The organism is Brachybacterium sp. p3-SID957, from assembly GCF_025144775.1.
Lineage (GTDB): Bacteria > Actinomycetota > Actinomycetes > Actinomycetales > Dermabacteraceae > Brachybacterium > Brachybacterium epidermidis.
The window spans coordinates 1-13,115 of the sequence record NZ_JALXKT010000036.1; the positions used below are offsets into that span (position 1 = coordinate 1).

A 13,115-nucleotide genomic window follows, 5' to 3' on the forward strand; every position below is an offset into this window, starting at 1 on the left:
CAAAACCACCGCTCTCGCGGCCTAGAGGTTGACTCAGGGAACTCATCGGGCCTCCCGGGAGTGGAAGTGCTGCTGGGCGGAGGTGAGGCCCTCGAGGACCAGCGCCTCCACCGCATCGGCGGCATCGGAGATCAGCAGCTCGAGGGTGCGCCGCTCGGTGCTGGAGAAGGGTGCCAGGACGTGATCGGCGGTGTCGCGACTGCCCGGTGGACGGCCCACACCCACCCGGACCCGGAGGTAGTCCTTGGTGCCCAGTGCCTTGGAGATGTCGCGCAGGCCGTTGTGGCCGCCCTCCCCGCCGCCGCGCTTGAGGCGGATGGCGTCGAAGGGGATGTCCACCTCGTCGTGCACGACGACGACGCGCTCCGGGGGCACGTCGTAGTAGGCGGCCAGCGCCTTCACGGGGCCCCCGGAGACGTTCATGTAGGTGGTGGTCTTGGCCAGGACCACGCGCTCGTCGGCGCCGGGGATGCCCAGCCGCCCCTCGAGCACCACGGCCTGGGCGCGACGCGCCGCCCCGAAGCGCCCACCAGCGGCCTGCGCGATGTGGTCCACCACCATCTGGCCGACGTTGTGGCGGGTGGCGGCGTACTTCGGCCCGGGGTTGCCCAGGCCCACCACCAGGTGGGTGCCGCTGAGGCGATCGGCCGAGTTCATGCACAGCTCCTTGGGGCGATGAGCGATGGGCGGGGGATGCGGCGGAATGCGGCCGCTGGGCGATATGCGCACCAGAGCGGCATGCGCACCAGGGCGGTATGCGCGCGGAGGCAGCACAGGGCCCCCGCAACGGTACCGGGGCGCCGCGCTCATGCGCGACGCCCCGGCGGCGTGTGTGAGGAACCGAGCGCGCGCCCGGTCCGGGTCACTCCTCCTCGGAGGCCTCCTCGGACTCCTCGCCCTCGGCGCCCTCGGACTCCTCGCCCTCGGTGCCCTCGGCGTCCTCGTCCTCGGTCCCCTCTTCCTCGGCGCGCGGGATGGACACGGCCACGACCAGCAGCTCGGCGTCGGTGACCAGATCGGAGCCCGCGGGAAGGGTGACGTCGCCGGCGAAGAGCTGGTAGCCCTCCTCGGTGCCCTCGACGTCGACCTCGATCTGCTCCGGGACGTTCATCGCGTCGGCGGAGAGGGTGAGGGTCTGGGCGTCGACCACGGCGATGGCCGGCGGGACCGGCTCACCGGTCAGGACCACGGGGATGTCGACCTCGACCTTCTCGCCCCTGCGGACCACGATGAGGTCCAGGTGGGTGATCAGGCGCTTGAGCGGGTGGCGCTGGATGTCCTTGATCAGGGCCATCTTGGTCTCGCCACCGGGCAGGGCCAGCTCGATCAGGGCGTTGGGGTTGCGAGCCAGCAGCGCGGTCTCGTGACCGGGCAGGACCAGGTGGGTGGGATCCTCGCCGTGGCCGTACAGGACGGCGGGGATCTTGTCCTCGCGACGGATGCGGCGGGCGGCGCCCTTGCCGAACTCCTCGCGGAGCTCGATGTTCAGCTTCTCAGCCATGGGTTCTCCTCGGCGGTGGTGGGCCATCTCGGTTCTCGACGGCGAGAACGCGACGGCGCACGGACCGGCAGCCCAGGCATCCGCACCGCGTCGATCACGGAGCGGGCTGGCCCGCTCCCTCGCCGAAGTACCCGGTCACCCTATCCCGTCCTGACCGGCCATGGGAGATGGCCATGGGCCGCCGCCCTGCGATCTTGCTCACCGGGAACGGCGAAGCAGCGTAGAGGACGACACAGGCCAGCGGGAGACGACGGCGCAGGAGCACGGGCGACAACGGCACCGGCCCGCGGGAGACGACGGCGCAGGACCGCAGGAGGCAACGGCACAGGCCAGCGGGAGATAACTGCGCAGGCCCACGGGAGACGGCGGAAGCGGCGGAGCCGGGTGGCTCCACCGCTTCCTGGTGGTGTCGTCGCGCTGTGGCGATGCTCAGAGGATCACTTGCGCGAGAGCAGGTAGTCCAGGGAGTAGCGGCCGGGGCCGGTCAGGAACAGGGTCACGCCCGGGACGAAGTAGTACAGCGAGGACTCGAAGGCGATGCCGCCGTGCTCGCCGATCCACCCGCCGGGGATGTTGAACAGGACGATGATGAAGACGAACATCAGCGCCATCAGGAAGGCGCAGATGCGGGTCATCAGGCCGAAGGCGAGGCCGAAGCCCAGCAGCAGCTGGCCGGCCACGACCATGAAGCCGAACAGGGCGGGGGCGATGCTGCCGACGGGGGCCTCCGACATCATGCCGACGAAGCCGGAGTACCCGGTGGCCTTGGCCCAGCCGTGGAAGAAGAGGAGGAGCATCCCGAGACGAAGCACCAGCAGACCGGCGTCCTTCAGGGCCGGGTTCTCCATGAAGTCCAGGGTGATGAACCGGACCAGCGGGTTGCGGGAGCGGGTGGTGTCCGCGGTGGTGCGGGGGGTATCGGTGGCGACGGCGGGAGTAGACATGTCGTCCTCGTCCTTGCTGTGGGGAGTTATCGGGAGGTCAGAGGAGTCCTGCTGACACCGAGAATTCTTCCGGCCGAGATTTTGTCAGGAAGGGACAAACGTCCGTGCGGGAGCGCTTCTCGAGAAGGTGATCCATTGCACGTCGTCTCAGTCCGGATCGGGCACCAGCGAGTCCCGCTCGCAGCGCTGCACAGCGTGACACCCGAGAACGGCGCTGCCCAGTGCTCTCTCGCGGTACTACACGGTGCTCTCTCGCGGCGCCGCACGGCGCGACACGCGAGGGCGACGACGGCGAATCCCCCGATCTCCACCGGGGGCGGCGGGATTCGGGGGATTCGGCGTCGAGCCCGGCGGCGTGTCGTGCAGTGCCGTGGAGGCTCAGACCTCGCCGTCGAAGAGGCTGGTCACCGAGCCGTCGTCGAACACGGCGCGGATGGCGCGGGCGATCAGCGGGGCGATCGACAGCTGGGTGAGTCGGTCGAACTGCTTCTCCTCCGGGATCGGCAGGGTGTTGGTGCACACCACCTCCCGCACGGAGCTGTTCTTCAAGCGCTCCGTGGCGGGTGCGGAGAGGATGCCGTGGGTGGTGGCGATGACCACCGAGTCCGCACCGTGGCCCATCAGGGCATCGGCGGCCTGGACGATGGTGCCGCCGGTGTCGACCATGTCGTCCACCAGGATGCAGGTCTTCCCGGAGACCTCGCCGATCACGCGCTTGGCCACGGCCTGGTTGGGCCGGTTGATGTCGCGGGACTTGTGGATGAACGCCAGGCCCACGCCGCCCAGCTTCTTGGCCCACTGCTCGGCCACGCGGATGCGGCCGGCATCCGGGGAGACCACCACGACGTCCTCCTGGCCGTACTTGCCGGCCACGTAGTCGGCGAGGATCGGCAGGGCCATCAGGTGATCCACCGGACGGTCGAAGTACCCCTGCACCTGCGGGGCGTGCAGGTCCACGGAGATCATCCGGTCGATACCGGCGGTCTGGTACAGATCGGCCACCAGACGGGCGGAGATCGGCTCGCGGCCGCGGTGCTTCTTGTCCTGCCGGGCGTAGGGGAAGCTGGGGGCGATCGCGGTGATGCGCTTGGCGGAGGCCCGCTTGAGCGCATCGATCATGATCAGGTGCTCCATCAGCCACGTGTTGATGGGGGCGGGGTGGGACTGCAGAACGAACGCATCGGTGCCACGCACGGACTCGCCGTAGCGCACGTAGATCTCGCCGTTGGCGAAGTCCCAGGCATCCATCGGGAGCACCTCGACGCCGAGCTCCTCGGAGACCTGCTGGGCCAGTTCGGGGTGAGCCCGGCCGGTGGCGAGCACCAGACGCTTCTCTCCGGTGGTGACGATTCCGCTCATCGCTGCAGGTGCTCCTTGTTGTCGTCGGCGTCCGGCCCGGCGGTTGACTCGGCCCCGGGCCCGCTCTGGGCGGCCAGGGCCGCGCGTGCCGCGTCCTCGGCCGCCGTCCCGGCACGTCGTCTCAGGGTCCATCCTTCCACGTTCCGCTGCCCCACCGCGTTCACGGCCAGCGCCCCGGGCGGTACGTCCTTGCGCACCACGGTGCCCGCCCCGGTGGCCGCACCGTCCCCGATGGCGACGGGTGCGACGAGCACGCTGTCGGAGCCGACGCGCACGTGCTTGCCCACCGTGGTGCGGTGCTTCTTCTGGCCGTCGTAGTTGGCAAAGATCGTGGCGGCACCGATGTTGGTGCCCTCCCCGATCTCGGCATCACCGACGTAGCTCAGGTGCGGCACCTTGGCGTCCTCGCCGATCTGGGCGTTCTTGGTCTCCACGAACCCGCCGATCTTGCCGCGGGCACCCAGGGCGGTGCCGGGCCGCAGGTACGTGAAGGGGCCCACGGTGGCCTCCGGGCCGATCACGGCGAGCACGGAGTGGGTGCGCACCACCTCGGCGCGGGCACCCACCTCGGTGTCGCGCAGTGTGCAGTCGGGGCCGATCACGGCGTCCTCACCGATGTCGGTGGCGCCGTGCAGCTGCACGCCCGGCAGGATCACGGCATCGGTGCCGATGGAGACATCGGCGTCGATCCAGGTGGTGGAGGGGTCCACGATGGTGACCCCGGCCCGCATGTGGCGCTCCAGGATGCGGCGGTTCATCTCCGCGCCGAGCTGGGCGAGCTGCACGCGGTCGTTGGCGCCCTCGACCATCATGGCGTCCTCGGTGACCATGGCCCGTACGGTCCGGCCGTCGGAGCGCGCGATGCCCAGAACGTCGGTGAGGTACATCTCGCCTTGGGCGTTGTCGGTGCCGATGCGCCCCAGGGCATCCCGCAGCACCTGCAGGTCGAAGGCGTAGATGCCGGAGTTGATCTCGTCGATCCCGCGTTGGGACTCGGTGGCGTCCTTGTGCTCGACGATGCCGACCACCTCGGTGCCGTCGTCGCTGCGCAGGATGCGGCCGTACCCGGTGGGATCGGCCACTCGGGCGCTGAGCACGGTGACCGCGGCGCCGGCCTGCTCGTGCGCGGCGACCAGCTCGCGCAGGGTGCCGGCCTCCAGCAGCGGGACGTCCCCGTAGGTGACCAGGACCGTGCCGGAGGAGGCGCTGACCTTCTCCAGCCCGCACTGGACGGCGCGGCCCGTGCCGGGGATCTCGTCCTGATCGGCGATGGTGACCTCGGGCGCATGGTCGGCCAGGTGCTGGATCAGCCGCTCGCGCTCGTGGCGCACCACCACTACCAGCTCGGCGGGACCGGTCCCCTCGGCGGCGGTGATGGCGTGCCCCAGCAGGGACCGGCCACCGATCGGGTGCAGCACCTTGGGGGTGCGGGACTTCATGCGGGTCCCGGCCCCGGCGGCCAGGACGACGACTGCGGCGGGCGCGGAGGTTTCCACGTCGGCGGCTCCTCGGATCGACAACGGGTGTCTGGCCACCGCACTGCGCAGAACAGCGTCGATGGTCGTTCCGCCATCAGGACTCGAACCTGAAACATCAGAACCAAAATCTGAGGTGTTGCCGATTACACCATGGCGGATCCGCGCCCTCGGTGACCGCCGACGGGAAGCACCGCCACCGGCCGGGACGCGTGCCCGATCCTATCCGTGGGAGACTCCGGGCATGTCCCAGAAGGATGCACCACGGGCCCGTTCCGCCCGGATGACGGGCCGGGAGCGCCGCGAGCAGCTGGTGGCCGTGGGTCGTCGTCTCTTCGCCGAGAAGGGCTACGACGCCACCAGCGTGGAGGAGATCGCCGCGCGCGCGAAGGTGTCCAAGCCGCTCGTGTACGAGCACTTCGGGGGCAAGGAGGGGCTGTACGCGGTGGTGGTGGACCGCGAGATCGCCACCCTGCTGGCGGCGCTGGAGGAATCCCTGAAGGACCAGCGCATCCACCCCCGGCTGCTGATGGAGCAGGCGGCCATGGCGTTCCTGTCCTACATCGACGAGCACGAGGACGGCTTCCGGATCCTGGTGCGCGACTCCCCCGTCTCCCAGAGCGGGGGCACCTTCTCGGCCCTGCTGACGGATGTGGCCCGGCGCACCGAGCACATCCTGGTGGCCCAGTTCAAGCTGCGCGACTACCCCACGCGCGATGCGCCGCTGTACGCGCAGATGCTGGTGGGGATGGTGGCGTACACCGGGCAGTGGTGGCTGGAGACCCGCAGCCCCGCCAAGGAGGTGGTGGCCGCTCGCATGGTCAATCTCTCCTGGCACGGACTGCAGGCGCTCGAGAAGAAGCCGGAGCTCGGGCGGCGGCCCGCGGGCTGAGCAGGCGGCCCGCGGGCTGAGCAGGCGGCCCGCGGGCTGAGCAGGCGGCGCGCAGGCTGAGCAGGCGGCGCGCGGGCTGAGCAGGCTGCGCGCCTGGGGCCGCCGCAGGGCAGCTCATCGAGCACTGCGGCACGCACGAGTCGGCCCCTCTAGACTCGGTCCATGACCTCCTCGTCCTCCCCCGCCCCCGATGCCGGTCGTGACGAGGTCGATCGCATCATCGCGGGCTGGCGCCGGGCGCGCGCGGATCTCGACACCGCTCCCCTGGGCGTGTTCTCGCGCATCTCCCGGCTGGCACGCCTGCTGGAGGCGGCGCGCCGCGAGGCGTTCTCCGGGGCCGGGCTGGAGGGCTGGGAGTTCGACATGCTCTCGGCGCTGCGGCGCAGCGGGGAGGATGCGCTGTCCCCCGGGGCGCTGGCCCAGCAGACCCTGGTCACCAGCGGCACCATGACCACCCGGCTCGACAAGCTCAGCGCCCGCGGGCTGGTGAGCCGCTCACGCAGCCCGCACGACGGCCGCGCGGTGGAGGTGCGACTGCTGCCCGAGGGCATCACCCGCATCGACGCCGCCATGGAGCGCCTGCTGACGGCGGAGGACTCCCTGCTGGAGCCCCTGGACGCCCAGGAGCGCGAGGTGCTGGCCTCGATGCTGCGCACCCTGGCCCTCGGCTTCGAACCTGCGGACGAGGACGGGGCCTGATCCGCACCTCCCGACGCCCGGGGCGCTGCATCCCTGATGGCCCGCCCCGCAGCGACCGCCCCTCCATCCGATCACCACGAACGCCCCCACGAAAGAAGCTCCTGCATGGCCCACCTGCTCGGCGCCCAGTCCCTCCACGTCGCCCTGCCCGACCGCGTGCTGCTGGACTCCATCACCCTGGGCATCGACGCGGGCGACCGGATCGGCGTGGTGGGTCGCAACGGGGACGGCAAGTCGACCCTGCTGCGGCTGCTGGCCCGACAGACCGAACCCCATGCGGGCCGTGTCACGGTGCGGGGCGGCATCCGGGTGGGAGTGCTCGATCAGCGCGACGAGGCCACCGCCGGTGCCACCGTGCGCGAGCGCGTGGTGGGCGATCGGCCCGAGCACGAATGGGCCTCCGACCCGCGGATCCGCGACGTGCTGGGCGGCCTGCTGGGAGGCATCGACCTGGAGGAGCAGCTGACCTCCCTCTCGGGCGGCCAGCTGCGGCGAGTGCACCTGGCCGCCCTGCTGGTGGGCGACTGGGACGTGCTGCTGCTGGATGAGCCCACCAACCATCTTGATGTGGAGGGCATCGCGTGGCTCGCCCAGCACCTGCGTGGACGCTGGCCCCGCGGTACGGGGGGCCTGGTGGTCATCACCCACGACCGCTGGTTCCTCGACGAGGTGTGCACCCGCATGTGGGAGGTGCACGACGGGGTGGTGGAGCCCTTCGAGGGCGGGTACGCCGCCTACGTTCTGCAGCGCGTGGAGCGCGACCGCCAGGCCGCCGCCGTCGAGGCCAAGCGACAGAACCTGATGCGCAAGGAGCTGGCGTGGCTACGGCGCGGCGCACCGGCGCGCACCTCCAAGCCCAAGTTCCGCATCGACGCCGCCAATGAGCTGATCGCCGGAGAACCCCCGGTGCGCGACACCGTGGAGCTGACCCGCCTGGCCACCTCACGCCTGGGTCGTGACGTTCTGGACCTGCTGGACGTGGACGCCGGCTACGACGGCACCCCGGTGCTCCAGGACGTCACCGTGCACATCGGTCCCGCCGACCGCATCGGTGTGCTCGGCCCCAACGGAGCCGGCAAGTCGACCCTGCTGGCCCTGATCACCGGGGACCTGGAGCCGATGGCCGGTCGCGTCAAGCGCGGGAAGACGGTGACCGTCAGGCAGGTCTCCCAGCGCCTGACCGGTCTGGAAGAGCTGGGCGAGCAGAGGATCAGCGACGTCGTGGGCCGCTACCGCACCAGCTACACGGCGGGGAAGGACGAGGTGAGCCCCGGCCAGCTCCTGGAGCGCCTGGGCTTCACCGCTGCCCATCAGAAGGTGCAGGTCAAGGAGCTCAGCGGCGGGCAGCAGCGGCGGCTGGACCTGCTGCTGACCCTGCTGGAGGAGCCCAACGTGCTGGTCCTGGACGAGCCCACCAACGACATGGACACCGACATGCTGGCGGCGATGGAGGACCTGCTGGACACCTGGTCCGGTCCGCTGATCGTGGTCTCCCACGACCGCTACCTGCTCGAGCGCGTCACCGACTCCCAGTACGCGGTGCTCGAGGGCACGGTTCGCCACCTCCCCGGCGGTGTCGACCAGTACCTGCGGGTGCGGGCCGAGTCCGAGCGGACAGCCGCGTCGGGAGCACGTCCCGGTGCCGCTGCGGGGGCACCGGGCATCGGCGCTCCCGGTGCTACCGGGTCCGGGGCGGGCGGTGCGGAGGCCGCCGGTGCGGGCACGGGCGGCCTGACCGGTGCGGAGCGCCGCAGCGCGGAGAAGGAGATGGGCTCGCTGGAGCGGAAGGTCGCGAAGCTGCGCAAGGAAGCCGAGGCGGCACGGCAGGCGATGGCCGAGGTGGACCCCTCCGACTACCAGGAGTTGGCGCGGCGGATGGAGAAGGTGCGCGCCGCGGACGCAGAGGCCGACGAGCTCGAGGAGCGCTGGCTGGAGCTGTCCCTCGAGCTCGAGAGCTGAGAGCCGCCCGGGCGCTGACGCCCGCTCAGTCGACCGCGACGATCCTTGCGCCGTACGGGCTGCTGCGGGTGAGGGTGCACTCCAGGTCGCCGCGGTCCTCCCTCACGCGGGCGGAGAGCTCCTCCCCGTGCTGCGCATCGCGCACCAGGGCGGCCAGCGTGGGGCCGGAGCCCGAGACGATCGCGCCCAGGGCACCGTGCTCGCGCAGCGCGCTCAGGATCTCCTGCAGGTCGGGCCGCAGATGGACCGCGGGCTCGTGCAGTTCGTTGGCCAGGCTGCGTGCGATCGCCTCCCGGTCCCCGGCGGCCAGCGCCGCGAGCTGGTGCTGGTCCGCCCGGGGAGTTCGGGGAGGCTGGGCATCGGCCTGTGCGGCAAGGGCGTCGAAGGCGCGGAACACCTCGGGGGTGGCCAGGTGCCCGCCCGGTGCGCACAGCAGCCAGGTGAGCGGTGCCGGTGCCGGCACCCGCTGCAGCTGGTCGCCGTTGCCGGTGCCCAGCGCGGTGCCCCCGAGGACGGCGAAGGGCACGTCCGCGCCAAGTCCGGCCCCCAGCAGCATCAGCTCCCGGTCGCTCAGCCCCAGCCGCCACAGCCGGTTCAGGGCCACCAGCGCTGCGGCCGCGTCGGCCGATCCGCCGCCCATACCGCCGGCGACGGGGACCCGCTTGGTGATGTGCAGGGCCGCTCCCTGCGTCGTGCCCGTCTCGGCGCGCAGCAGAGCGGCCGCGCGCAGGGCCAGGTTGGTGGCGTCAACAGGCACGTCCCCGCGCACCCGGGAGTCGACCGTGAGGGTGAGGGCGCCGGGATCCTGGGGCAGGCGGGCCTCGACGGTCTCCAGCAGGTCGACGGCCTGGAACACGGTGGCCAGGGCGTGGTAGCCGCGCTCATCGGCGGCGCCCACGCGCAGGGAGAGGTTGATCTTGCCGGGCGCGGTGGCGACCACCCGCTGCGGTGCCCCGCTCATGACCGCCCCTCCTCGCTCTCCTCGCTCCCGCCCGCGTCCGCGCGGGCACGGGCGATCGCAAGGTAGTCGGCGATCTCGAGGGTCTCGCCGCGACGGCCGGGGTCGATGCCGGCGGCCTCGAGGATCTGCCCTGCCCGGGGTGCGCCGCCCGCCCAGGTGGCCAGGGCCGCGCGCAGGGTCTTGCGGCGCTGGGCGAAGGCGGCATCGATCACCGCGAAGGTGCCGCGGCGCTCGGTCTCGGTGCCCATCGGGCTCTCGTGCCGGGTGACCTCCACCAGGGCGGAGTCCACGTTGGGGACGGGCCAGAACACCTGGCGGGAGATCTGGCCTGCCCGCTGCACGCTGCCGTACCAGGCGGCCTTCACGCTGGGGGCTCCGTAGGTGCGAGAACCGGGGCCGGCGGCGAGACGGTCCACCACCTCGGACTGCACCATCACCAGCGCGGTGCGGAGGCTCTCGAAGCGCTGCAGATGGGTGAGCAGGATGGGGGTGGCCACGTTGTAGGGCAGGTTGGCCACCAGGCGGGTGGGGAGGCGGTCCGGAGCTCCCTGACCGGGCAGGCGGGGCAGCCCGCTGACCTGGAGGGCGTCGGCGTGGACCAGGGTCCAGCGCTCCTGGGGCACCCCGCGGGCGGTGAGGGTGGCCGGCAGCAGCTCGGCCAGGCCCCGGTCGATCTCGATCGCGGCCACATCGGCCCCGGCCTCGAGCAGTCCCAGGGTCAGCGAGCCCAGGCCGGGCCCGACCTCGAGGACGGCCTCCCCGGGCTGGACACCGGCCCGCTCGACGATGGTGCGCACCGTATTGGGGTCCACCACGAAGTTCTGGCCGCGCTGCTTGGAAGGGTGGATCCCGGCGAAGGCCGCCAGCTCCCGCACGTCCCGCGGGGTGAGCAGCAGTCCCTCGGACGCACCGGTGGCCCTCATGCCGCGGGCCATCCGTAGACCTCGCGGGTGGTACGCCTCACCCGCCGGCAGGCCTCCTCGAGGCCCACCCCGGCGGACTCGGCGATCTGCGCCATGGTCAACGGCACCAGGTAGGACGAGTTGGGGCGGCCACGGTAGGGCATGGGGGTGAGGAAGGGGGCGTCGGTCTCCACCATCACTCGGTCGATGCCCACCTCGGCCAGCGCTGAGCGCAGGTGCTCGGCGTTCTTGAAGGTGACGTTGCCGGCGAAGGAGAGGTAGAAGCCGCGGTCGACGCAGGCCCGGGCGAACTCGGCATCCCCGGAGAAGCAGTGCAGCACGGTCCGCTCGGGGGCGCCGTCGGCATCCAGCACCTCCAGCACGTCGCGGTGCGCCTCACGATCGTGGATCTGCATCGGCAGGCCCATCTCCTTGGCCAGGGCGATGTGGGCGCGGAACGCCTCCACCTGGGCGGTACGGGCCTGCTCGTCCTTGCGGGAGGTGCGGAACCAGTCCAGGCCCGTCTCCCCCACCGTGACCATGCCGTCGGTGCGGATCAGCTGGGCGACCTCGGCGATCGCCTCGTCCAGCGCGACCATCGGCTCGCCGTCGTGGTCGTGGCCGCGGGCGTGCAGGGCCGCCTCGTTGGGGTGCACGGCCACGCCGCCACGCAGCGATGCGGGCCGATCGGGATCGGCCATCAGGCGGTCGGTCCAGCGGGCGGCCTCCAGGTCGGAGCCGATCGTGATCATCCCGTCGACCCCCACCCGGGCCGCGCGCTCGACGTGGTCGGGGACCGAGAGCTCCTGGTCCCCGTCGGCGAAGTCGAGGTGGCAGTGGTTGTCGATCACCGGCAGCGGCAGCGGCTCGGGGATCGGCGGCCAGGAGCGGTCGCGGGAACGGGGGCGGGGATCAAGGTCCTCGCGTCGGCGCACAGGGGACGGGGATGCGTCGGGCATGATGACCATCGTAGGTTCCGCCGGGACCGCGGATGCCCGTTTTCGAGGCCGCGGGGGCGCCCGCGCGACCCGGTGAGCACGCCACGGCCCGCATCACCCGCGGCGGCGGTGGCAGAGGTCACCCGCTGCGGCGGTGCCGCCCGGCGCACGGCTGTGGCAGAATGAGCGGTCGTTGCGTGTCCCTCTGCGCGCCTGCTCGGCTGATCACGGCCGCGGGCCGTCCTCGCGGGGGATGCCGACTGCAGACCATCCTCCGGACCGTCAAGGAGCGTCCCATGGCAGTGCCCAAGTTCAAGATGTCCCGGGCTCGCACCCGGTCCCGCCGCGCGAACTGGAAGGCGTCCAACGCCGACCTCGTGCAGGTCACCGTTCGCGGTCGCACCGCTGCTGTGCCGCGTCGCCTGGCCAAGGCCTACCAGCGCGGCCTGATCCAGATCGACGACTGATCGTCCCGGCCGAACACGGCCCGCAGGCACCGCGCCTGCCGCAGAACCGCTCAAGAGCCCCGGCCTCGGCCGGGGCTCTCGTGCATTCACTCGCGTCGAGCAGCCAGGGCCAGGTCGTACAGCTCTCGGGCGGTGACGCCCTGGCTGGTGCGGGCCACGGCCTTGGCCGCGTCCTTCAGGCGCTCCCCCGCCTGCGCTCTGTCCAGCACCTCCTCGAGCAGGTCCTCCGCGCTGGCGGCTCGTGGGGCGGCTCCGGCCACCACGATCACGATCTCCCCCAGCACCTCGGTTCCCTCGGCCCACGCCGCGAGCTCGGTGAGACTGCCGCGCAGCACCTCTTCGTGGGTCTTGGTGAGCTCCCGGGCCACGGCTGCTTCCCTGTCGGGCCCGAAGACCTCCCGCATCGCCGCGAGGGTGGCGGCAGTGCGTCGGGGGGACTCGAAGAACACCAGGGTGCGCGCCTCGTGCGCGAGCGGTTCGAAGGCGGCGGCGCGCCTGCCGTCGCGGCGGGGAGGGAAGCCCTCGAAGCTGAACCGGTCCGGGGCGATCCCGGAGGCGGCCAGGGCGGTGAGCACGGCCGAGGGCCCGGGGATCACCGTGGTCTCGTACCCGGCCTCGGCAGCAGCGCGCACGGCCCGGAATCCGGGGTCGGAGACCACGGGCATGCCGGCGTCGGTGACGATCAGGACCCGCTGCCCACCCGCCAGCGCCTCCAGCAGGCGGGGGGTGCGCTCGGCCTCGTTGTGCTCGTGGTAGGAGAGCACGGTCGCGCGGAGGGTCACCTCGAGGTCGGCGGCCAGGCGCGCCAGGCGCCGAGTGTCCTCCGCCGCGATGAGATCGGCCTGCTCGAGTGCGCACACCAGCCGCACCGAGGCGTCCAGGGGGTTGCCGATGGGGGTGGCGGCGAGCGTGAGGACACCGGGTGCGAGCATGTCGGCCATGGTAGTCATGCGGTGCGGTCCGGACCCTCTGCTCCCCCTCCCGGGCCGGACGCACCCCTGCCGCGGGTGCGCCGGAT

13 protein-coding genes and 1 tRNA gene are annotated in these 13,115 nt (G+C 71.9%); 4 read left to right on the plus strand and 10 right to left on the minus strand.

The annotated features are described in order from the left end of the window. Window positions 1-42: 42 nt before the first annotated feature. The 6 genes from pth to M3B01_RS09030 all read right to left on the minus strand — a co-directional run bounded on the left by pth (window position 43) and on the right by M3B01_RS09030 (window position 5,440). Entirely contained in the window at window positions 43-657 is a 615-nt protein-coding gene (pth, locus tag M3B01_RS09005; protein WP_259791390.1) for an aminoacyl-tRNA hydrolase, read from the minus strand. Between the two features lie 205 nt (window positions 658-862). Next, window positions 863-1,501, minus strand: a complete 639-nt coding sequence (locus tag M3B01_RS09010) for a 50S ribosomal protein L25/general stress protein Ctc (RefSeq protein WP_259791393.1) — start codon at window positions 1,499-1,501, stop codon at window positions 863-865. 437 nt (window positions 1,502-1,938) lie between these two features. Then, window positions 1,939-2,445 (minus strand): DoxX family protein, encoded by a 507-nt coding sequence (locus M3B01_RS09015; protein ID WP_259791395.1) that lies wholly within the window; start codon window positions 2,443-2,445, stop codon window positions 1,939-1,941. Between the two features lie 378 nt (window positions 2,446-2,823). Further along, the gene (locus M3B01_RS09020) at window positions 2,824-3,804 is read right to left on the minus strand and encodes a ribose-phosphate diphosphokinase (RefSeq protein ID WP_193865981.1); all 981 of its coding nucleotides are present in this window, start codon (window positions 3,802-3,804) and stop codon (window positions 2,824-2,826) included. Further along, on the minus strand, window positions 3,801-5,300 hold the full coding sequence (gene glmU / locus M3B01_RS09025; RefSeq protein ID WP_259791397.1) for a bifunctional UDP-N-acetylglucosamine diphosphorylase/glucosamine-1-phosphate N-acetyltransferase GlmU: 1,500 nt from the start codon (window positions 5,298-5,300) through the stop codon (window positions 3,801-3,803). Before glmU ends, M3B01_RS09020 begins: the two co-directional genes overlap by 4 nt. Before the next feature lie 68 nt (window positions 5,301-5,368). Then, window positions 5,369-5,440 (minus strand) — tRNA-Gln (locus M3B01_RS09030). Between the two features lie 83 nt (window positions 5,441-5,523). On the opposite strand from M3B01_RS09030, the gene M3B01_RS09035 reads away from it, so the two are divergent. The 3 genes from M3B01_RS09035 to M3B01_RS09045 all read left to right on the plus strand — a co-directional run bounded on the left by M3B01_RS09035 (window position 5,524) and on the right by M3B01_RS09045 (window position 8,829). Further along, window positions 5,524-6,171, plus strand: coding sequence for a TetR/AcrR family transcriptional regulator (locus tag M3B01_RS09035; protein ID WP_259791401.1), 648 nt, complete (start codon window positions 5,524-5,526; stop codon window positions 6,169-6,171). Window positions 6,172-6,333: 162 nt separating this feature from the next. Continuing rightward, the gene (locus M3B01_RS09040; protein ID WP_193865984.1) at window positions 6,334-6,870 is read left to right on the plus strand and encodes a MarR family winged helix-turn-helix transcriptional regulator; all 537 of its coding nucleotides are present in this window, start codon (window positions 6,334-6,336) and stop codon (window positions 6,868-6,870) included. Window positions 6,871-6,975: 105 nt separating this feature from the next. Next, entirely contained in the window at window positions 6,976-8,829 is a 1,854-nt protein-coding gene (locus tag M3B01_RS09045; protein WP_259791405.1) for an ABC-F family ATP-binding cassette domain-containing protein, read from the plus strand. A 25-nt stretch (window positions 8,830-8,854) separates the two neighbouring features. Here the strand turns inward: M3B01_RS09045 and M3B01_RS09050 are convergent, their stop codons facing one another. From M3B01_RS09050 to M3B01_RS09060, 3 genes are read right to left on the minus strand one after another with little or no spacing between them, the layout of a single operon-like run. Continuing rightward, a complete protein-coding gene (locus M3B01_RS09050; protein ID WP_259791408.1) occupies window positions 8,855-9,790 on the minus strand; it encodes a 4-(cytidine 5'-diphospho)-2-C-methyl-D-erythritol kinase in 936 nt (311 codons plus the stop codon). Then, window positions 9,787-10,725 (minus strand): 16S rRNA (adenine(1518)-N(6)/adenine(1519)-N(6))-dimethyltransferase RsmA, encoded by a 939-nt coding sequence (gene rsmA, locus M3B01_RS09055; protein ID WP_259791410.1) that lies wholly within the window; start codon window positions 10,723-10,725, stop codon window positions 9,787-9,789. The genes M3B01_RS09050 and rsmA overlap by 4 nt, the downstream gene beginning before the upstream one ends. Beyond that, entirely contained in the window at window positions 10,710-11,651 is a 942-nt protein-coding gene (locus M3B01_RS09060; protein WP_259791411.1) for a TatD family hydrolase, read from the minus strand. Before M3B01_RS09060 ends, rsmA begins: the two co-directional genes overlap by 16 nt. Window positions 11,652-11,926: 275 nt before the next feature. Between M3B01_RS09060 and rpmF the strand changes: the two genes are divergently transcribed. Further along, window positions 11,927-12,097 (plus strand): 50S ribosomal protein L32, encoded by a 171-nt coding sequence (rpmF, locus tag M3B01_RS09065; protein ID WP_193865989.1) that lies wholly within the window; start codon window positions 11,927-11,929, stop codon window positions 12,095-12,097. A gap of 86 nt (window positions 12,098-12,183) precedes the next feature. On the opposite strand, the gene rsmI is transcribed toward rpmF, so the two are convergent. After that, window positions 12,184-13,038, minus strand: a complete 855-nt coding sequence (rsmI, locus tag M3B01_RS09070; RefSeq protein WP_259791449.1) for a 16S rRNA (cytidine(1402)-2'-O)-methyltransferase — start codon at window positions 13,036-13,038, stop codon at window positions 12,184-12,186. Window positions 13,039-13,115: the final 77 nt, after the last annotated feature.

Coding starts and splice junctions, on each gene's coding strand:
- rsmI (WP_259791449.1), bottom strand. CDS start 13,038: ATGGCCGACATGCTCGCACCCGGTGTCCTCACGCTCGCCGCCACCCCC.
- M3B01_RS09050 (WP_259791408.1), bottom strand. CDS start 9,790: ATGAGCGGGGCACCGCAGCGGGTGGTCGCCACCGCGCCCGGCAAGATC.
- pth (WP_259791390.1), bottom strand. CDS start 657: ATGAACTCGGCCGATCGCCTCAGCGGCACCCACCTGGTGGTGGGCCTG.
- rpmF (WP_193865989.1), top strand. CDS start 11,927: ATGGCAGTGCCCAAGTTCAAGATGTCCCGGGCTCGCACCCGGTCCCGC.
- M3B01_RS09020 (WP_193865981.1), bottom strand. CDS start 3,804: ATGAGCGGAATCGTCACCACCGGAGAGAAGCGTCTGGTGCTCGCCACC.
- M3B01_RS09035 (WP_259791401.1), top strand. CDS start 5,524: ATGTCCCAGAAGGATGCACCACGGGCCCGTTCCGCCCGGATGACGGGC.
- M3B01_RS09015 (WP_259791395.1), bottom strand. CDS start 2,445: ATGTCTACTCCCGCCGTCGCCACCGATACCCCCCGCACCACCGCGGAC.
- M3B01_RS09060 (WP_259791411.1), bottom strand. CDS start 11,651: ATGCCCGACGCATCCCCGTCCCCTGTGCGCCGACGCGAGGACCTTGAT.
- M3B01_RS09010 (WP_259791393.1), bottom strand. CDS start 1,501: ATGGCTGAGAAGCTGAACATCGAGCTCCGCGAGGAGTTCGGCAAGGGC.
- rsmA (WP_259791410.1), bottom strand. CDS start 10,725: ATGGCCCGCGGCATGAGGGCCACCGGTGCGTCCGAGGGACTGCTGCTC.
- M3B01_RS09045 (WP_259791405.1), top strand. CDS start 6,976: ATGGCCCACCTGCTCGGCGCCCAGTCCCTCCACGTCGCCCTGCCCGAC.
- M3B01_RS09040 (WP_193865984.1), top strand. CDS start 6,334: ATGACCTCCTCGTCCTCCCCCGCCCCCGATGCCGGTCGTGACGAGGTC.